Source organism: Corynebacterium antarcticum, from assembly GCF_016595285.2.
Lineage (GTDB): Bacteria > Actinomycetota > Actinomycetes > Mycobacteriales > Mycobacteriaceae > Corynebacterium > Corynebacterium antarcticum.
The window spans coordinates 519,969-541,162 of record NZ_JAENIP020000002.1 but is presented as its reverse complement, the minus strand read 5'-3'; the positions used below and the strand labels follow the sequence as shown (position 1 = coordinate 541,162).

10 protein-coding genes are annotated in these 21,194 nt (G+C 66.2%); 1 reads left to right on the top strand and 9 read right to left on the bottom strand.

Annotation, left to right across the window (positions count from 1 at the left end; genetic code table 11):
- Positions 1-55: 55 nt before the first annotated feature.
- Positions 56-2,269 (top strand): NADP-dependent isocitrate dehydrogenase, encoded by a 2,214-nt coding sequence (locus tag JIM95_RS06600; RefSeq protein ID WP_200255841.1) that lies wholly within the window; start codon positions 56-58, stop codon positions 2,267-2,269.
- A gap of 97 nt (positions 2,270-2,366) precedes the next feature.
- On the opposite strand, the gene JIM95_RS06595 is transcribed toward JIM95_RS06600, so the two are convergent.
- The 9 genes from JIM95_RS06595 to JIM95_RS06555 form a co-directional block, all read right to left on the bottom strand.
- A complete protein-coding gene (locus JIM95_RS06595) occupies positions 2,367-2,771 on the bottom strand; it encodes a hypothetical protein (RefSeq protein WP_200255840.1) in 405 nt (134 codons plus the stop codon).
- A gap of 322 nt (positions 2,772-3,093) precedes the next feature.
- Positions 3,094-4,233 (bottom strand): hypothetical protein, encoded by a 1,140-nt coding sequence (locus JIM95_RS06590; protein WP_200255839.1) that lies wholly within the window; start codon positions 4,231-4,233, stop codon positions 3,094-3,096.
- Between the two features lie 10 nt (positions 4,234-4,243).
- Entirely contained in the window at positions 4,244-5,236 is a 993-nt protein-coding gene (locus JIM95_RS06585; protein ID WP_200255838.1) for a hypothetical protein, read from the bottom strand.
- A 6-nt stretch (positions 5,237-5,242) separates the two neighbouring features.
- Complete coding sequence (locus JIM95_RS06580) at positions 5,243-7,879, bottom strand: GAP1-N2 domain-containing protein (RefSeq protein WP_200255836.1); 2,637 nt, start codon at positions 7,877-7,879, stop codon at positions 5,243-5,245.
- A gap of 7 nt (positions 7,880-7,886) precedes the next feature.
- Complete coding sequence (locus JIM95_RS06575) at positions 7,887-10,649, bottom strand: SaeA-related protein (RefSeq protein ID WP_200255834.1); 2,763 nt, start codon at positions 10,647-10,649, stop codon at positions 7,887-7,889.
- A 48-nt stretch (positions 10,650-10,697) separates the two neighbouring features.
- Positions 10,698-13,520: a hypothetical protein gene (locus JIM95_RS06570; RefSeq protein ID WP_200255832.1), complete on the bottom strand. Its 2,823-nt coding sequence runs from the start codon at positions 13,518-13,520 to the stop codon at positions 10,698-10,700.
- Positions 13,520-17,137 carry a tubulin-like doman-containing protein gene (locus tag JIM95_RS06565; RefSeq protein WP_200255830.1) on the bottom strand — a complete coding sequence of 1,206 codons (3,618 nt, stop codon included), beginning with the start codon at positions 17,135-17,137 and terminating at the stop codon, positions 13,520-13,522. The genes JIM95_RS06570 and JIM95_RS06565 overlap by 1 nt, the downstream gene beginning before the upstream one ends.
- A gap of 54 nt (positions 17,138-17,191) precedes the next feature.
- Positions 17,192-20,041 (bottom strand): vWA domain-containing protein, encoded by a 2,850-nt coding sequence (locus JIM95_RS06560; RefSeq protein ID WP_200255828.1) that lies wholly within the window; start codon positions 20,039-20,041, stop codon positions 17,192-17,194.
- A 65-nt stretch (positions 20,042-20,106) separates the two neighbouring features.
- Positions 20,107-20,550, bottom strand: coding sequence for a hypothetical protein (locus JIM95_RS06555; RefSeq protein ID WP_200255825.1), 444 nt, complete (start codon positions 20,548-20,550; stop codon positions 20,107-20,109).
- Between the last annotated feature and the right edge of the window lie 644 nt (positions 20,551-21,194).

Below are 21,194 nucleotides of genomic sequence, written 5' to 3'. Positions count from 1 at the left end.
GTTGAACAGGTATTCTGAGGAGTCGAACCATATCCGATAATCCTGGGAGTCCCTCTTGGCTAAGATCATCTACACCCGCACCGACGAAGCACCGCTGCTCGCGACCTATTCGCTGAAGCCGATCATCGAGGCCTTCGCCTCCACCGCGGGAATCGATGTCGAGACCCGCGACATCTCCCTCGCCGGCCGGATCCTGGCCCAGTTCCCGGACCGCCTGTCCGAGGACCAGCGCGTCGACGACGCCCTCGCGGAGCTCGGTGAGCTGGCGAAGACGCCCGAGGCGAACATCATTAAACTCCCGAACATCTCCGCCTCCGTGCCGCAGCTGAAGGCCGCGATCGCCGAACTGCAGTCCCAGGGCTACGATCTGCCAGATTACCCGGACAAGGTCGAGACCGACGAGGACGCCGACGTCCGTGCCCGCTACGACGCCGTGAAGGGCTCCGCGGTCAACCCGGTCCTGCGTGAGGGCAACTCCGACCGCCGCGCGCCCGAGGCCGTCAAGAACTTCGTCCGCAAGTTCCCGCACCGCATGGGTGCCTGGACCGCCGACTCCAGGACGAACGTCGCCACGATGGACGACGGCGACTTCCGTCACAACGAGAAGTCGGTCATCATGCCCGCCGCCGACACCCTCACCATCACGCACGTCGCGGCCGACGGCAGCGAGACGGTACTGAAGGACAACCTCAAGGTCCTCGAGGGCGAGGTCATCGACGGCACCGTGATGCGCGCCGCCGCACTGCAGGAGTTCCTCGCCGCGCAGGTCGCCCGCGCCAAGGAGGAGAACGTCCTGTTCTCCGTGCACCTCAAGGCCACGATGATGAAGGTCTCCGACCCGATCATCTTCGGTTACGTCGTACGCACCTTCTTCGCCGACGTCTACGCGGCCTACGGTGACCAGCTGATGGCGGCGGGGCTCGACGGCGAGTCCGGCCTGGCCGCGATCTACTCCGGCCTGGAGAACCTGGACAACGGCGCCGAGATCAGGGCCGCCTTCGACAAGGCACTGGCCGAGGGCCCGGCGCTCGCGATGGTCAACAGCCACAAGGGGATCACCAACCTGCACGTCCCGTCCGACGTCATCGTCGACGCCTCCATGCCGGCCATGATCCGCACCTCCGGCCACATGTGGAACGCGGACGACCAGGAGGAGGACACCCTCGCGGTGCTGCCCGACTCCTCCTACGCCGGTGTCTACCAGGCCGTCATCGAGGACTGCCGCGCCAACGGCGCCTTCGACCCGACCACCATGGGTACCGTCCCGAACGTCGGCCTGATGGCGCAGAAGGCCGAGGAGTACGGCTCCCACGACAAGACCTTCAAGATCGCCGCCGACGGCGTCGTCAAGGTCACCAACTCCGCGGGCGAGACCCTCATCGAGCACGAGGTCGCCTCCGGTGACATCTGGCGTGCCTGCCAGGCCAAGGACGCCCCGATCCGTGACTGGGTCAAGCTCGCCGTGGATCGTGCCCGTCAGTCCGGCATGCCCGCCGTGTTCTGGCTCGACCCGGAGCGCGCCCACGACCGCAACCTCACCGAACTCGTCGAGAAGTACCTCGGCGAGCACGACACCGAGGGCCTGGACATCCGCATCATGAGCCCGGTGGAGGCCACGAAGTTCTCCATCGAGCGCATCCGCCGTGGCGAGGACACCATCTCCGTCACCGGCAACGTCCTGCGTGACTACCTCACCGACCTCTTCCCGATCCTCGAGCTCGGCACCTCCGCCAAGATGCTCTCCGTCGTGCCGCTCATGGCCGGGGGTGGACTGTTCGAGACCGGTGCCGGTGGCTCCGCCCCGAAGCACGTCCAGCAGCTCGAGGCCGAGAACCACCTCCGCTGGGACTCCCTCGGTGAGTTCCTCGCCCTGGCCGAGTCACTGCGCCACTTCGCCCGCAGCGGCTACGAGCGCGCCAACGTGCTCGCCGGCGCCCTGGACCGAGCCACCGAGCGTGTCCTGAACGACGGCAAGTCCCCGTCACGCAAGGTCAACGAGATCGACAACCGTGGCTCGCACTTCTACCTCGCCACCTACTGGGCGGACGAGCTGGCCAAGCAGACCGAGGACACCGAGCTCGCCGAGCTGTTCACCAAGGTCGCCGGCGAACTGAAGGACGCGGTCGACGAGATCGACGCCACCCTCATCGAGGTTCAGGGCGCGCCCGTCGACCTCGGCGGCTACTACCAGCCGGACGATGCCAAGACCTCCGGCGTCATGCGCCCGAGCGAGAAGTTCAACAGCATCATCGACGGTCTGAAGAAGTAGTTCTCCCGGACAGTAACCCGACGGGCCCCACCATTCCATCCGGAGTGGCGGGGCCCGTCGTCGCGTGCGGGGAACCGCTCCCCTCCCCGATCCGGGGTCAGGGGGCGGTGTCGGCGGTTTTGCCCGAGCGCTCCAGAATCTCGATCAGTTCTTCGTTGACGAGCTTCCTGCCGTCAGCGGTCTCGATGTAGTTGTTGGTGTCGTTGAGCAACTCCAGCCAGAAGAGCTGCTGCCAGCCCCACACCATGACGGCGACCACGACCACCGACGCCGCCAGTGCCGTCGAGATCTGTACCCACCGGGCCGCACCACGCTGCCGGAGTTCTGCCTGTTCGATGCTCCGGGCCTCCTCCTGTTGCAGGGCCTGGCTCATGTCGGTGCCGGAGGCTGCGGGAGCCCACGAAGGCGCCGGGTTCGGGCCGGTGCTCCAGCCGGGTGCCGGAGCCGAGGGGTCGTACGGGCCGGGATTCCAGCCTTCCTGGGGTGAATTCGGTGTGTTCACGGTTACTGTCCGATCGGTGGGAGGTGGGAGTGGGTGCTCTGTCGGGGCGGTTGCGGGAGGGGAGGTTGGAACGGGACTCAGCGATTCCCGAACGGAAAGTGTCTTCGGCCGGTCTTCTTCGTCTGTGCCCCGTCCCGCCCGAGGCCCGGACGCGACTCCCCGGGCTGATGCTGTGGCCGGAGACGGGGATCAGCTGTCCGTTCCTCCGGTGGATGTCCCGTGGTCCGGGGAGGTTGCGCGGGGAACTGCCGCGGGGATGACCCGTGGTCGGGCGCCCGGGCGACGTCGGCCAGCGCATCGTCGAACCAGAACCCTCCCCCACTCATCCCAACGCCCCCGGATCCGTCCGATCACCGTTGAGCAGACCCCACTGCGCCAGGACGTAACGGAAGGGATCGAGGCAGCGGAAGGGTGCGATCCCCGACCGTGACACCGACGAACCGGTCTCCGGAGGGGTACCCAACGCGGACACCGCGAAACACCGGTACCGCAGGCGGCGTCCGGGTTCATTGAGCCGATTCAGGAAGGCCATGGCGTCGAGGCACCGCAGAAGACTCAGGACCTCATGGTGGAGCAGTTCCCCGTTGGGGAGACTGTAGGGCTGGGTGACGTCGCCGGACTCCCGGCGGAACCCCGCACCGAAGTTGTTCATCACCCGTTGCCAGTTCACCTTGTCCTCGGCCCCGTAGTACATGTCCACCTGATCGACCTTCGCCAGTTCCTGCATCGTGTCGAACTTCGCCAGCATCAGGGCGATGAGCGGGTCGTCCTCCGGCTCAATGAGGCTGAGCAGGTTCGACAGGACGGTGGCCGGGTCTTCGGTGTCGTGGGTGTCCAGCTTGGGGAGGGACGGGATCGATCCCTCGAGGAGGTTGTTGATCTCCGGTACGCGCACGGGATCGAACATGAAGATGATCTCATCGGCGAACCGGAAGAACCGCATGCGCTCGCGCATGTTGGGGAAGTGGTCCTGCGCGAAGTCCTCGCCCGCGACGTCCCTGATGACGACGTGGATCGGCTGGTGGACCCGCTGCCCGTTCGCGTCTGTTCTCAGGTGGGTACCGATGCGGAAGATCAGCGGCTGGTTCTGGTAGGCCCCCTCGTTCTCACCGGTACTCGTCGGTGCGGGCAGACCCATCTGTTCGAAGAGGGGCTCCTCGAACTGCTCGCGGTAGATCTCACGGGTCGGATCGTCTGCGGGTTCGAACACGAACCCGTTGTTCTCGACGAGCTGTTCCAGCAGCTTCACGACGACGGCGATGTAGAGGGATTTGCCCGACGCACGGGCACCGGCCATCGCGAAGGTCAACGTACCGCTCCCCGCCCAGCCGTCAGGGAGCGGGTAGCGCTCCGGGTTGGTCTGGCACGGGAGATTCGTTCCCTCCCCCATGATCTGGAACGTGTACGGGCAACGCGTCGGGAGCAGAGCCGTCCTCCGGTCTCCGGTGGGTGTGTTCGTCATGTCGTTTCCCCTAGAGTCTTCCGCCGACCAGGGTGCGGGCCATGGCGTGCACGTCTTCGGCGATCATGGAGGTGTCCCCGGCGGCCAGCGCCGCACAGACCTCCGGGGTGAACAGTGTGTGGGAGCAGTCGCCGGCACCGACCGGGGGCCGGGTCGTCAGCAGGTGAACGGGGCCGTTGTGCCGCGCCAACGGGGCGGGAAGGTCGTCGGAGACGACGAGCACCGCCTCACCGTCGCGGAGTTGCCGACCCATCCGGAATCCGACCTCGTTGTACGGCAGTTCCAGCTGCGCCAGGCCGGCGATCTCGGTGGGACTCCCGAGTGAACGCTGCGGTTCCCCCGCGGAGCTGGAGACCATGATCCGCTTCCCCTGGGAGACGACGGACAGCACTCCGCAGGCGACGGTGTACATGGCCGCCAGCGCCTCCGGGGATGTCGTCCGCGCCATGGAGGCTGAGGCGTCGATCACCAGGGACACGTCGCGGCGGAGGTCTGCGGGGAGCGTGTCCGCGCCCACCGCGGTACACAGCGTTCCACGGACGCGGCTCGACAGATCATCGAGCTCCACGCCGACGATCTGCTGGTTGACCTCGATGACGACGGTCCCCGACTCGCCGGAGAGGGTGCACAGCGGAAACGAACCGAGTCCACCGACGTTGTACCGCGGGAACTGCAGGCTGGTGTTCTGTGCGGCGGTCTCACCGTGCAGGAGGTACGACACCTGGGCGCTGGCGTCGTGGGGAAATGATGTACCTCCCTGTCCCGGTGTCAGCAGAACTCTGACGGATCCCGTGAGGTTGCGCATCCGGAGCCTGTCCCCACGGAACCGGAACTCCACCGAGCCGCGCTCCGGGGGGCTGGTGATGTCCGGCCCCCGGAGCTGCAGCTCGATGGGCAGCACGGTCTTCTGCTTCGTCAACACCTCGCAGGTCAGTTCACCGAAAGCGGATGCGGGTTGACCGGTGTCATGGCGGTCGCCGGGTTGCAGCTGGATGGTGGGCATTGCGTTCTACTGCCTTTCCTCGGCGGCAGGCGTGCTGCCGCCGGACAAGTGGAGTTCGATGATCTGACGGCGGACCGCCCAGTACCGTGAGTCCGGGTTCCGGGCGATGGCTTCCGGGTGCCCCAGTCTCTCGTGTTCAGCTTCGAGCAGCTTCCGGTGCCTCTCCCGGAATTCCCTGTGGGCGGTGGCCGTTGCGAGGTCGTTCCTGAGACACCCGATGTAGAGGTCTCTCACCGTGGAGGCCACCGTGTCGTGCGTGGTCTGCTCCAACGCGTTCCAGTCGACGACATCGATGAGCATGTGGTCGAGGGCATCACGGAACTTTCCGTCGGCCGTGCCGTCGGTGCTCAGCAGCGGTGTGATCCGACTGAAGTCGGCGACGGTGAAGCGCAACCGCAGCAACGCAAGGACGGCGTCTGTGTCACGGGACAGCGGCCAGTCGTTCTGCCCTGGGGGAACGAGGAAATGGGGGTGCCCCGCCCGCAATCTGGTGATGATCCGGCCGATGTCGACCTCGGGTCCGAATGACGCGGTGAAATTGAGGGCGGAGTACCCCGAGTCGTTCGCGGCCGTGATGATCCTGTCGATCCGTTCCCGGTTCTCCCACTGGCTGAACCACTCGTCCCACTGCGCCGCAAGGCGGCCTCCGACGGGCACGGTCCCGGGATGCAGCTGGAGTTGCCGGGTGAGTTTCTCCGCCACGAGTCCGTACAGTTCGGCGGCGTCACGGTCCGGGAGGGACCCGGAATCGTGCAGCACGCGGTGCCCGAGGACCTCTATCCTGCGCAGGCCGCTCGACGTCCCGGGGAACCCGAGGGCTTCGCGTTTGTCGCTGCTCGTCAACGAACCGGGATTCCCCAGAAGTCTGCCCATCGTGTGGACATCCGATTCGACGATGCTGTTCCACCATCCCGAGACAATTGCCTGCGTGCCCCGATCGAGTGACGGGCATCCCTCGGCGGTGAACCAGCCCATGACCGCTTCCCTGTGCGCCGTGACCGCCGCCCAGATCTCCCCCGGAGGATCGTCGGGATCCACCAGGCCCCTCCGCACGGCGACGTCGAGCATCTCCACCGTGGCGTCCACGCAGGCGGTGGAACGGGAGGATCCGTACGTCCCGGCGGCGGCCAGGGAACCGGAGACACCCGCGTACAGCATCCCCAGTGTCCGGTCTGCCGGGTACTCCGTTTCGCGGCGCCCGAACTCCGGGATGCGCCGCCGCTCACCTGTCGGCTGTTCCCAGCCGTCGCCGGTGCACCCGAGGCTCCGTAGTTCGTCCATCATCCGGGTCTCCCACACGACCCCGGGATCCGCGGGATCCGGGTCCCCGGCCCCGGCGGCGCCCCACGCCTCCGCACCATCCGGGTCACCGGCACCGGAGCCGCCCCAGCCGGTGTCCCCGAACTCCTGCGGACCTCCGGGAGCGGGCGTCCGCGGGCCACGGCCTGCGGGATCTCCACCGTGCACCGACTCCCCGAACCCGTCGAGATCTACCGTGGCGGAGAGGACTCCCCCGCGGTCCGTGGTTCCACCGGCGATACGGGGGTCCGGTTGACCATCGCCCCAGGAGAAGGCCCCGTCCCCGGACCAGGAGATGTCCCCGGGGTCTCCGACGGGGTCCCCCGGGACGTCGCGGAGTGCCGCCAGTCCGGCGCCGAACCGGGGTACTTCATGCCGGTCCCTCAGCGGCTCGGTCTCCTCCCGGAACGCGTCGATGATGTCGTCCATGCGGCTGCGGGGGCCGCGGCCCCCGCGGATCAGGAGCTCGGCGGTGTCCGCCGACCAACCGGTCCCCGGGTCTGCTCCCCCGTCGTCGGGGGAGATGACCGCGATCCCCGGGCGGACCGGAACCAGGTGCACGTCCACGTCGGGGACGCAGACCAGCGCCGGTGCGCCACCGTGATCCGCACCGGACACGGTGTTGCCACGCATGAAGGTGGTGAAACGCAGGAGCCGTTGTGCCTCGAGGGGCGACATCGTCACCGACACCGCCTTGAGCCACGAGGCCGCGGTCGCGCGATCCGGGACGGGGAGCACCACAGTGGCGACCTGCGACTGCAGCGCGTCCTGTATCCGGTAGAGCGACGCGGCCCGCCGCTCATCACGGAGGATGAACTCGATGGCTTCCTCGGCGGTGGGAACGCACTCCCAGCCGGGCCGGGGGCCACCGTCCGGAGTCCGGGCGAGTTGGACGTTGTCGACCATCCTGATCGTGAACGGTCGGAGGAAATCGGGTGACCCGAAGCAGTCGACCGGGTACCACGGACCACCGTCAGCCCAGGGCTGCGAGTCCACGAAGGCGTGCGTGAAGATGTTTCCCTGCCGGTTGGTGGAATCCCGTCCCGCGGGAACCGCCTGGAGATACACGCTCGCCGCCGTACCACCGATGTGCGCCTCCGGGAGGTAGGTGAAGCTCCTCGGCAGCGCATCCACCTGCGCATCGCTGATGTAGTCGCTGATCGGCTCCAGCGGCGACAGCTGGGTCACCGCATTCTGTTTTATCCACTCCCGCTGTTCCGGTGAGGCGTCGAGAGACGGGCCGGCCTGCCAACCACCGGTCCGGCGGCCCGCGGACGCGCCGAAGGACGCGAACGTCACCTGTGCCCAGCGCCCGTCAGGGACGGGGGAGTTCATCCGTGTCATGCGGTCGTCACCCCTGCGCCCGGAGGTGCCGGCCGGCGGCCGCCGCCTGCTGCCGCAGGTAGCCGACGTTGAGCCACGCGATGTACGGATCATCCAACGCGATACTCTGCCCTGTCTCGTCCCGTAGCTCGTCGGGGAACACCCGGAGGAACGCACCATCGGGGTAGTCCTTCAGCGAGTCGAGGGTGAACGTCCAGTAGACCGGCGGCCGCTCCCCGCGCCCGGCGAACTCCCTGGCGAACAGCCCCTGTTGACCGGTCCAGGACTGGTCCTGGTGGATGCAGTCCACCGCGACCCGCACACCGTCGGCCTTCTCCAGTGGCAGCCGGTCTCTCTGGACGACCAGGGTGAAGGACCGCTCCCGACCGGTCATGGGTCGTTCGCCGAAGATCCCGATCGCGAACAGACCGGGACGCTGACTGACCGGATGGATCTCGTAGCTCATCCGCACGCATCCGCGGTAGGCGACGGCACCACGCTCGCCGAGAATGGATTTGCGCTGGTAGACCGTGGAGGGCTCGAGTATCACCGTGCCCCGGCTCGGCAACGGTGGGTGGAGCATCATTCCACCGCGTTTCGTGTACTCCTTCCGGTCGATCGTGCCGATGGCGACAGGCTCGCCGACTTCTCCGCCGCAGTCGTCGGGGTGTTCCTGGTGGTACGCCGTCACCCGCGATGCACCGTGCGGCCATCCGAAGGTGAGCAGCTGGTGGGTGACCCGTTCGTGCAACTCGATGTTGGTTGCACCACCGACCCGCTTGAAGGGCCGGGGATTCCCGACCCGGCACACCTGCCCGTCGACGTGCACGGGGGTGAGGACGATCGAGTACCAGTCCCGCGGCCACCCCACCGTGCATCCGTGGTCGGTCCCCTCGATGCTGTTCTGCCAGTCCTGGTCGTCGAAGGTTCTCCGCAGTCCGGAGAGCTCGAGGGAATCGAGCCCCGTGATCTCCGGGGGTGGCTCCTCCTGCGTCCGGTAGATCCGGACCTCGCCGGAGGGAGGGGGGGACCAGGACACCTCGAACTCGGTGCCGTCGAACCCCTCCCTCTCCGTCACGGAGATGTCGACCGCCTGCACCTCCGCGTCCACCAGGACGCTCTTCTCCTCCGACGCGTCGGACATGATGGAGTCGTCGCGGATCCGCACGACCCGCGCGACGACGAACCTGTGCCGTACACCGCCCTGCGCTGTCTGCCACTTGAACCCCTTCCGGTTCGGGAGATCCGCGCAGATCTCGTTGCGCCGGTGGAACACCTGACCGTCATCGGCGCAGCTGAAGACGGCCACCCGCTCGGTGGGCGCGACGTCCTCCCACTGTCCGGTGATCTCCTGACCGACGGCACTGAGACTGAAGTTCGTGACGGGACGGATGACGTAGGTCTCGCCGACGAGCTCGGGCTCGGCACGAAGTGCCCTCTGCTCGTCCTCACCGCTGTTGACCCACACCTGGTACATGACGACGGCGCCGTGCTGTGGCTCGGTCTCGGCCCAGGCGTTGCCGACGGTGACGCACTGCAGGTAGCCGTCCTCCGGATCCCGCTCGAGTACACGGTTGTCGCTGACGACACGGTACAACCGGACGGCGTCGTCCCCGGCCTCCGGATCGTCGGCGGGCACGCTCCAGTCGAGCCGCACCGTCCCGTCCTCGTTGATCGTGCGCTGCAGCGATGCGCCGACGATCGGCTGAGGTTCGTCCATCGCCGTCATCGACCGGAAGTTGTTGAAACCGTAGCCACGGATGTCCTCCGGACGTGGCACGGTCTCATCGACGGCGCCGGTCGCCCCATCTCCGGGCACGGGTTCCTCCCGGGAATCCGCCGACTCCGTCGAGCCGGTCTGATCACCGTCGGCCACCGGGAGTTCCGCACCGGAGTCCCCGGCGAGGTGCCCGGGACCACCTGCCGGATCCGGTGCCGCGGATGCGCGCTGCCGCGGCTCGTCGGTCGTTCCCGCTGCGACCGCATCCCGTTCCCCGGTCGTCCGCCCCGGGTTCTCCACCGCGCCACCCGTCCCGGGTGCATCCGCCTGCGGGTCTGGATCCACGGGGAGGGAGGGGCGCGACGGTTTCCGTTCGTGCCGGCTCCGGATGACTCCGGCGCCGTCTCCCCGCTTCAGGGGCCCGTTGCCGTTGAAGGAGATCAGGGGAACACCCGAGGTGCCGTACGGTAGCTGCGACCGGGCGGATCCGGGGTCATGATCCGCGGAACGGTCGCCTCCACCCTCCTGACCGCCGGGGCCCCGTAGCGTCAGGAACCGGTCCATCGAACGGTTGATCTCCCCGGTTTTGTGTGCCTCTCGGAGATCGAGCATCTCCTTCAGCTGCGGCACCCAGTCCTCGACCTGCCGGGGTCGTCCCCGGACGCCCGGTCTCAGGGCGACGGGGAAGTCGTGGGCGATCTTCCTCAGGTGGGAGTCGGTGGGGAGCATGGACTCGTCGTAGCGTTTCAGCGCGAGGTTCCGCCACCGTTTCAGGATCCCGTAGCGCGACACGATCGGGCCGCAGAACTCCGTCGGGTCGTCATCGAACTCCGCCTCCCTGCCGTCGTCCGCCAGGGTCACCAGCTGGTTGAGCTCGCCACGCCAGGCCCTTACCGGTTCCGGTGCGTTGTTGAATTCGATGGCTCCGGTCATTTCCGCGATCCGCTCGAGGTGGGCAGGAGCCGGTAACGCGGTGGCCGGATAGAAGGTCAGCGCGTAGTTGTACCACCGGCGCAGGAGCTCGATGCGGGTCTGGCGGGGGTTGATGTTCGACATATCTGATGCTGCCACCGTTTCAGAGTTGGAGGTTCATTCCGTGGACCGATCGCCACCGCGAAACTACAGGTCCTTCGTCAGATCACTGTCCAGGAAACTGAAGCCGTCGTCGGCCGCGTGACGTCCCGTGGCCCCGGGGCCACCCGTCGGGAACTGTCCCTGACCGAAGCCGGTCCCCGTCGCGGAGCCGTCCTGTTCGGTGGAGAGCGCGTCGAGGTCGAAGTCCAACGCCGTCAGTCCGACCCCGGTTTCCTCCCGGGGGTCCGAATCCCGGAGGGCCAGGTAGCTGCGGTTCCCGGAACCCGACAGTTGGACCAGCACCTGGCTGCTCCCGAGACAATCCAGTGGCGAGGTACCGGACACGATGGTGCCGGAATACACTCCGTGGAAATTCGCCACCCGCCCCTGGTGGGTGATGAACGTGCCGTTGAAACGGCCGCTGTCCTTCACCACCGGGAAGTCCACGAGGCGGTCCTCCCCGAGGACCTTCCCGTCGGTCGTCGCCAGCGGCCTCAGGAGCTGCTGGCGGCGTGCGTCCGTCTGGAGGGCGGCGGATATCCGCTCCCACCGATCCTGACTGCGGTCGACACCGAAGAAACCGGGGTCTGACATGTGGTGGGACACGACATCGAGCAGGCTGCCCGAGCCGCGGCCCAGCTGGGACAGGAGAGCGTCGGTGTTGACGTCGTTGTCTATCCGGCCCTCACTCTCGTCGATCTCCGCGACGACCCGCTGCTCAGCCTTCCGGAAACACTCGTCGAGCCATCCGGTCTGGTAGATGCCGACGCGGTACCGCTGTGCGACCGCCTGGATGACACTCTCGTCCGGGCGCGCCTCGGCCAGCAGTACCGAGTCCGGCAGTCGCGTGGCGGGGCACACGGTGTCGACCGCGGCCGCCCGAACCGTACCGAAGGGGTACTGGACGACAGATCCGACGATGTCCGACACGGCGAGAAACTGGTTGTAGGCCACCTCGCAGCGGCGGATCCCGAGCTCACAGGCCTCCAGGTTCATTTCCGCGGCCCTCAGGTCACTCAGGTACTGGTCGCGACGGTTGAGCAGGCGGATCTCCTCACCGGTGAGCGCGACGATCTGGAGTGAGAAGAACACCAGCCACATCACGAGCCAGCCACCGAAGTACCGGGCCAGAGTCGATCCGCTGGCTGAGTTCAGCGCGGCGAGCCACAACGGATCAGGCTGCGTCTCATCGCCACCGAACATCTGGTTTCCGCCCCACCAGGCGAGCAGGAATCCGATGAGCGACAGTACCGTCACCCAACCCAGCCAGCGCATCGCCGAGGCGAAGGTCGAGTGCTCGACGTCGGTACGCCTCTGCGCCCGGAGCTCCGCGAGTCTCCGTTCCCGGTCCTCGTGCTCTCTGCGGAGGTCGGTTCCGGTACCGAGGATCGAGCGGCCGACGAGATTGGCGAAACTGTCGGAGTGCTCGTCACGCCAGGTGTGGAAGCTGTTGATGATCTTCGGGATGTTCCGGCCCTGACCGATTGTCGGATCGCCCAGTGACTTCTGGAACCGGTCCGCCGCCGCGATGTCGTAGGGAGCGACCGACGACATGTTGATGCGGTTGAGCAGATGGTGCGGAAGATCGCGACCGAAGTGACAGCCGGGGCCCGGAACAACGTCGTTTGCTGAGTGCGCCACGCGCGCCTCATCCGGGGCGGAGGGAACCTGCACGGCGACGGGCAATCTGGGCCGTGGGTCCTGTCCGATGCTCCTCGGCTTACCGTCGATCATCGTCAACGACATGTTGACGTAGGTGCGCCACATGCCGCGCAGTTCCCTGGCGAGTTCGTCATCCCGGACGGCACGGGCCCGGGGGGCGGAGCCCCGGGAACCGGGGTTCACGCCGCGGGGATCACCGCCGACCTGGATGCGGCTTCCGGACATGCCGTAGAGCTTCTCCTGCAGTTTCAGCTCAGCGCTGCGTCTGCCCTCTGCGGTCAAGGTCCCGAAGACACGAACGGGGTGGCTGACGAAGTTGACCGCGAACGTCTTCATGAACGTCCCGAGCGCCTTCCCGGCCGTGATCCTCTGGGTACCCTCCACCTTCGGATTGACCCTCGGCCCGCGCAGCTGGTCCCGGTGGTGGTGCATGAACTCGTCAGTGGCGGTCTTCGTGAATTTCTCCTTGTCTGGAGCATAATCCCCGTAGACGAGGCGTCCCCCGACGCTGGACGCCGGGCGCGGATTCGTCCCGGTGTCCAGGATCCCGAACTTGAGCTGCTGCTGCACCGCCTGGGCGTCGATGCGGCGATAGTAGCTGCGGACGAGATGGAAGTTGCCGTCCCGTGAGCGCGGGAAGTCGTGCGTCGGGTTACCCTCGATTCCGAACCACGCCCCGAACACGCTGGTGACCCCGGCCGCACAGTGCAGCATGAAGTCCTCAGCGGAACTGTCGACGTCGAAGGTCACCGCGTTGTTGTTGGGCCCCAGGGAATCCTCGGGCGCCAGCAGGAGATTGACGCAGTCCTCGAAGACGGGAAGTTCATCGTCCGTGCGGCCGCCCACACGGGTGATCATCAGGTTGGTCCGCGTGATGCCCTCGTCGAGTCCGGCGTTGAAGAACGGATCGGTCAACCTGCGGAACATCCGCCGGTTGACGGTCCCGTCCTCCTCGTCCACGACGTTGACACAGCCGAAGCTGATCGTGTCGGGGTGAAAGCGCTGCAGAGCATGCTGCAACGTCTCCCGTTCGACGAACGGCGTCTCGCCCACCCCCATCGAGGTGACCGTGGAGTGCTGGTCCTCGAAGGTGTCGACGTCGATCCAGACGATGTCCTTGACGAGGCCCAGCAGCGCGAAATCCTCGAGGATCTGGCGGACACCGTTGGCGAAGGTACCCCGGGAAATGAGAACCGTCAGTTCCATCACAGGTCATCGGCTCCATCCAGGAAATCGGCGGTCGGGTTGTCGAATTCGGTCTCCCGGGGGGCCGCACGGAAGGAACTGCCGAACAGGTCACTCTCGGAGGCCTCCGGTTCCGGTGGCCCCATCTTGTACGCCTCATCGAGCATGAGGCTGATCTGCTTCGTCACCTCCGTGATGTCGAAGGCGATGTCCCGGAGGAAGGGGAACCGCACCGCATCGTCACGTTTGCTGATGTCCCCCGGGTTCTTGGCGCCGTAGTTGATCCGCTGTCCCCGCGCGGCCAGATCGCCGGGCATGATCTTCCGCGCGAACTCGAAGTTCCTGCCGAGCCAGGCCTTCGCCGCCTGCACGCGCTCTTCCGGGCTGACGTCCGGCCCGGTTCCCGGGATCCGGTCCTCGGGCCGCACCGATGACGCGACACCGGGCAGCGTGCTGGTGGTCTCGTCCGGGTAGAGTCCGTCGAACACCCATTGGTTGAGCAACCGCACGCCCGACAGCACGCGGGCGCCCCGGGTCGGAGTGGTCCCGTCGTCGTAGAGGCCACGCATCACGGTGTACGGCCGTACCGATTCCATCAGGGGATAGCTTCCGGCCCGCATCCACGCGAGGGTCGCGGACTCCAGCAGAGCCGGCAGCCAGTCGATCTTGTGCCGGAACCTGCTCGGGGGAGTCAGCATCGGGGCTTCGAACGCGATCCACGCCTGGCTGGTTCCGTCGTAGACCTGAACCGGGTTGTCGTCGTCCGTGTCGAGGGTGTTGGGGAATCCGATACGGCCGGTGAGTCGGCCGATGTACCATCCGCCGATCAACGCGTAACGCTCCGCATCGGACATCGGCATCGCACCCGTCATCGGCCGGGCACGACGCCACTTCCAGAACGCCGGATCCTGACCGTGGGTCGAGTCCCACTGGGCGCGGATCGGTTCCATGACGGAGTCGAACACGATCGGCGCGTAGTTCGGGTAGGAACCGAAGATGTCGATGGAGCGTTCGATGCCCTGTGTCGAGAGACTCTCCCGCAGAGGTTCAGCCCTGTTCTCGGGCTTGTAGTGGTCGTAGCCACCGGCGACGTCGTTGAGCGCCTTCTCGAGGGCGGCGTCACCGGCGAGCGGGATCTTCGAGAAGTTGAAGTGGTAGCTCACGGACTCCCCGTAGAGGCGCTGCACGAGCTCGTTGTTGACCTGTGCGAGCGGCAGAGCCGCGGTCATCGTCCGCTTGAAGCAGTCCGCCAGACGCAGGATTCGCTCGTTGCGCTCCGCGTCGGTCTGCGCGTTGTAGATGTAGTCCCGCAGCGACACCGAGATGAACCGTTCGAAGGAGTAGTCGCGGCGAAGCACGTAGCTGCGTGCCCGCGACAGCACCTGCCTCGGGCTGGCGTGCAGTTCCAGCCGTGCCGGCTGGGGGTCCCGGTTGTCGTCACCTGAGCCGGGTGTCCGGACGAGTTCGCTGGGCACCCAGGGCTCGATGAGAACCAGAAGGTCGTTCGGCGCCTTGTCGGATCCTGCCGCGGATTCCCAGTCGCCCGCGACGATGGTGCGCGCCGCCTCCTGCAACGCGGCACTGTAGTCCACCGCGTCGCGGACACAGGCGAGGACGTCACCCTGGAACTGTTGCGGGAATGAGCCCACGTCGGTGAGGAACACCTCATTCGCGGCCTGGTAGAACCGCTCCGGGACGCGATCCATGGACTCATCCGGCCACAGGTTCGGAACATCGGTCTTCACCTGTGCCGCGCCGAGATTGTCGTCCTTGGTGATCTTCATCGCGGCCTCGAGATTGCGGTGCCCGGCCCCGAAGATCTGCGCGAGCGGGACGAGGAAGGACTTGTCGAAGTCCTCGGCGATGGGCACCATCCGGCGTGCGATGTTGATGATCGCACTGTGCCGCAGTTGCGGGACACAGCTTTCGATGATGCGTTCCTCGAAGCCCTGACCGTCCTGGATCCGGTTCTTGTTGCCCTGCAACTGACCGCGGAGTTCATCAGACACCCGGAATCCCGGGCTCGTGGATGCGATGGCACGCAGCGCGTTGAGTGTGTTCTCCCGGAAGTCGTTGCGCAGCTTCTCCAGTAGAGCCGCGGCGTAGGGTACGCCGTACCGCGAGATCTCGGCCCTGAGGATGTCGAGGAACTTCTCCTGGAGATCATCGGTCTGCGCCCAGTTCCAGAGCCCCTGGTAGAGAATCCCTCCGAGGTCGTTGCCCACCTCACCGTTGAGCTGGGCGACGGCACCGTCGATGTCGTGGATCCACTGGTTGCCCGGTCGTCCGTTGGGGGCCGGTATCCGCTCCCGCAGCCGCGCGGCCATTCCCTGGGTCCACCGGTTCACCTCCGGGTTGAAACGCCAGTCGAGCCATGCCGGGACCCGGTCCGACGGAGGCAGGAGACGGTTGAGCTTGTCCCGGATGATGCCTGAACGCTTCTCGATGAGCTCGTTGATCTGGGTGTCACCGTCCTCGGCGCTCGTCTCGTCCAGGTGCCCCTCGAGGAGGCGCTGCACCGACTCGGAGGCGAGCCGCTGCGCGGAGTATTCGCCGTACCTGTCCCGCCCCATCGACAGCTGCGCGTAGCCGAAGGACGCCCACGGGATGACGTCCCGGTTGTTCACCCCCCAGCCGTATTCCGCCGACTTCATGGAGGTTCCGCCGGTGTTGGTGATGTTGTAGTTGATGAGATCATCCAACGCGGACTGGTCCATCATGAGCGCCGCCAGGCCACGCCCGAGTGCACGGTAGACGGTTCTCGGCTTGCCGTCACCGAGCAGCGTGCCCTCGACGCCCGCTTTCACGCCTACGGGGAAGATCCGCTGCAGCGGCATCGGGTTGTGGTTCGCGAGGGGCACGCCGAGCGCCCTGAACAGGGTCGCGTCGTCACGGAAGGCGGCCCCGAACTGCGCGGCGGTGAACTCCGCGAAGACGGAGAGCGCGTTCGGGTTGGTGCCCGGGCGGGCCGCGGGATCGAACGACGAGAAGATGTCGGGTGTCACGGCGAACATCGCGATGCGCTGCGGTGGTATCAGGTCCGCGAGGATCCGGCAGACGTCCAGGGCCATGGATGCTCCTGCGCCACCGGCCATCGAGGAGACGACGAACACGATCGGCTGGTTCGGCGCATCTCCCTGATGGAGCTTCTTGTGCAGCAGGCTGACGTCATTCGCGCGGGTCAGTTCATCGACCGCCCGCCCGAGCTGCTTACGGATCTCCTGCGCCTTGGAGAGGAACAGCATGCGACCGATCCGTCGGTACTGACCCGCTCCCGACGAGATGGCGACACTGACGTCGTCGGGTTCGTCGACGAGCCACGATGACACGGTGCCCAGCTGTGCCTGACTTCCGATCGTGGCCGTGACCGTCGTGTCGATCGAGTTGTACTGCGCGTGCGCACCGCACGAGATGTAGGAGCCGCCCGCCTGGGAGACATTGGGCAACTTGTTGATCGTCTCGCAGTCGAGGGGGACATCGATGTTGATGAACTGCCAGCCCTTGGGCAGAGTCACCGACGCCGGGGTCGGGTAGTCGTCGGGCAGACGTTCCGCGAGCATGGACTTGAGCTGGTCCATCATGAATGCCAGGGTCTTTGCGCCCGAGCCTCCGCAACCGACGATGAGTGCCTTATGCATAGCGCGTTCCTAATCTGATTGTGTTTGTCTGGATCTCGAGAGGTTGACCGGTGATCAGGGGTGACGCCATTGTGTGGTGTCATCGTCGTCGCTGGGCGGGACCTGTTCCCCGAAGTACCGCCCGTCCCCGAACTCCCCGGGGCCACCCGCCGCGGGGCTCTCACCGAAGTCTCCGTGGTACCCACCGAAACCACCGGTGCGGTCACCGGAGTCACCGAATGAAGGGGGATCGCCGAAACCACCGGAGTCGCCGAAGGACGGAGAGTCGCCGGCCTGAGGGCTCCCGTCGAAGCCACTCCGGTAGCCACCGGAGTCGCCGAAGGACGGAGAAGCGCCGAATTCACCGGGTGTCCGGCCGAAGGAGTCCGGTCCCGCCGGAGCCGCGTACGGTGCAGTGCCCTCCATGTGGTCCCGACCTCCCGGCGCGTTCCGGGGCGTGGTCTCCTCGTACTGGCGGTTGAGCAGCTCCACCCGCTGAGGAAGGTTGTTCGCGATGTTCCCGCAGAGCTTGTCCAGTTCCGCCGCGGACGTGATCGGGAGGCGGGGAAGGATGACCAGGTCGTGGTGACCGGGCTGATCGGGGCGTGCGACGAGGAAGGATGAACCTTGCACGGCCAGGGGCAACTTCGCCCGCAGGTTCTTCTGGTCGCCGTTGGTGTTGACTGACGGTGTCTGCTCGACCTCCACATAGGCCGGCGCGATCGGGTTGGGGTGGAAATGCCTGACCGTGAGCGTGTACGGGCCGGCGGTGACCGTCGTGCCGTCGTGGCCGGGGACCTGTTTACGGGACGCGTCGTCGATGTCGATGTGCGGGGCCGCCTGGCCGTCGTATGTGGGGTAGCCGCTGGTGGTGTCGACGTCGATGATGACGACGGAGAAGGGTGTGTCCGGGATCTTCGCCGCGAGCCTGCGCACGAGATAGAGCAGTCCGAGCGGAATGAGCAGTGCCAGCAGGAGTGCACCGATGAGGGCGGCGACGAAGGTGGTCTTGTTCAACGGCACGGTCACGTTGCCGCTGGCTGGGACGTGGACGATGGCCTCGTTCGTCCCGTCCAGCTTCGACACCTGGATGGGAATGGTTCCCCTGACAAGTCCATCTTTCACCTCGGCGACGGTCAGGGTGACGGGAAGAACCGTCTCCTGCCCCTTCTCCAGGGTCAACGCGTCACCGGACCCGGTGTGGGCTCCGCCGACCCGGATGTCACCGAAACCGTCCGGTTCCGAGGTGGCATCGACGATCGCCCCCTCGTCCACCCAGACTTTTCCGGGTCCGGTGACGGGAATGTCGACCGTGACCGTCGGCTCGGTCATGGTGAACACCACCGTGTCGGATATCTGCGGCATGTCGACGGGAGTCACCGAGAGTGGCTGGCTGACCGATACCGGTGCGAGCTTGGTGCCGGGGATGTCACCGGTACTTCTGGTGGTGATGGAGAGGGTGGCATCGATCACGCCATTGGCGGGGATCCGGTCGATGGCGTCGATGGGGACATCCACCGGTCTGCCACCCGCCACGTCGATGTTCCGGGCGAGGATGACCGGTTCTGTGGCGTCACCCGGGGTGAATGCGATGTCCGCCACGGCACTGCCGTCGAGTGCGTGTGGTTTGCCGTCGGAGCCCACGACGGACAGTGTCAGCGACTGATCCTCACGGACGGCGAGGGACCCCCTGGAATCGGTGTCTCCGGCGGACGAGGCGAAGCTGAGGCGCAGGTCGGGTTGGATCCGCACCGAGTTGAATACTCGACCGTCACCCGATGCCCCCTTGAAACGCAGTTTCCATGCACCGGCCCAATCTGCACCGGTCCGGTGCATCTCCCCCACAGCCTCCTGAACCGGTGCGGTCGAGGCGTTCCAGGTCACCTCCGCGCCGGACAGGGAACCGGAGTCGGCGTCGTCGAAGATGAGTTCATCTCCGCCGGGACTGACCAGGGCGAGCTGCGCACCCTGCCCGAGATCATCGAGCCCGAGGCCGACGAACCGTACGGAATCGATGGAATTGTCGAGGACGAAGGTGAAGTCCTCGCTGACTCCGGTGACCCCACTGAGATCGCCGCCCGTGGACAGTGCCCGGTGGAAAGCGGCGAACAGCGATCCCACGCTGTCCGCGGGGAAGAACGCTCCCCGCCCCGGTAGTGAGCCACAGTCACCACCGGCGGTCATCGCCTCCAGAAGACTGAAGTCCGAGCGGTTGTCGGGTGTGTCGAGACCGATGCCGACATGGTAGACACCGGCCCTCCGGAGTCTGTCCGCGATCCCGTCGGCGGTGCAGAGCTGTTGCCTGGCCCGGACATCCGCTTCAGCGGGTCCTTCGGCGGTGAGCGCGCCATCGGTGAAGGTGACCAGAAGCTTGCAGCTGTCGGGGGATCCCGAGCGGGAGAAGTCCGCGTATGCGCCGTCGATCGCGTTCGCGTAGTTCGTGTACTGCTCACCGGTGCGTTCACGGGCTCCGTCGATGATCTTCGTGACGTCACCGATGCTCTTCGCGTTCAGCGGCGTCCAGGTGCCGTAGATACCGGCGGTGTCCGACGAGGCGTTGTAGTTCTGGCCGAATCCGGCTATCCGGATGTTCGTGGTGAAGCCCTGGTCCCGCTGCCGTTCCAGCAACTGCTCGACGAATGACCGGGCCGCGGGGATACGGTTGTGTTCGGCATCCGCACCCGGCTGACCTGGATTGATGCTCCCTTCCCTGACTTCATGGATGAGGGATTCCGTCTCATCCATGAGCAGGAGCACATCGAGCGTCCCCTTGGACGAGACGCACGCTCCGAGCTCAGTCAGTGACTCACCCGGGGAACCGGGTGCCGTCTGTGCCGGGGCACCGACGGCACCGGAGTACAGAATGCACGCGGCGGCGGAACCGACGGCTGCTGCCCGACGGAGGATGCGGCGGTTTTCATTCATGTGACTGCGTGATCCTTCGGAGGTACGTGCGGCGTGTTCTTGACGGGGACGGAAACCTGCGGGCGTCACAGTTTGCCCACCCAGAGACCGATTTCCACGGCTGACCAGACCACCGCCACGAAGAGGAGTGCCACGGTCGCGAAGTACACGGCCTGCTTCCAGCTGACGATCTGGTAGAAACCGAGGGCCCGGCGCTTCGTGTCGGCGATGAAGTACAGGGACATCGCGGTGATACCGATGACACCTGCCGCAGCCCAGGCGACGAGGGACATCACGCGATAGGAGGAGTCGGTGGGCCCCATGGAACTGAAGGTGATGACGCTGGAGAGAACCAGACTGATGACAGCGAGAACAAGACTCGGGACGAGACTCACGACGGGGGCCGAATTCTCGCTGATGGTTCCGGACGACGCCCCCGTCGGTACCGGTTCCTGGAAACTCGCTGAGCCCGACGTGCCGTAGTCCCGGTAGGAGTCACCACTTCCGTGGTCCGCCCCGTAGGGTGACACCGCGCCACTGTAATCCTGCGGTTGAAATTCGGAGCTCCACTCCGAGGCTCCTGAATCCCCGGGGAAGTACTGTCCACCGGCGGAATTCTGGCCGAATCCAGGTGTGTAGCCGTACGGGGGCCGGGTTCCGTTCATCGGTGCATCCTTCAGCTTCTGTCGGTGGCGTGTGCAAACGCAGTACTGAACCGTCCACGTCTGGCGGCCGGGGAAGCCACCGCGGTCTTTGACCCGGGTAGTTCTCCCCAACTATTTTCTGCATACAGGTACATAAATATCTTATTCCCCTTGTAGCGGTACCGCAGTGGCCAATCAGACATGGGGGTAAAACCCGCCAAATTTCATTCCCGAAATATCTGCACCCGCGGCACCTCACCTGGGTTTAACCGCGGCAACAGCGTGGAGAATCTGAGCGGTCGAAAGTAACCCGAAAACCGCACTCACTCTCTCCCGCCCCGAATTCCGCCCCTGGACCGTCTGCCACCGACGCGACAAGGTCCACGCCTGTCAACTCTCTGCCACGGCCGGGATCCCGGGGCCCGGAACCCCCTCCGGACGGCTCGGGAAAATCGGGAAAGGGTGGCTCCGTTTCGCCGGCCACTCCCCGCCTTTTCGTACCCCCGACAGAGACACCACCCGCTTCTCCC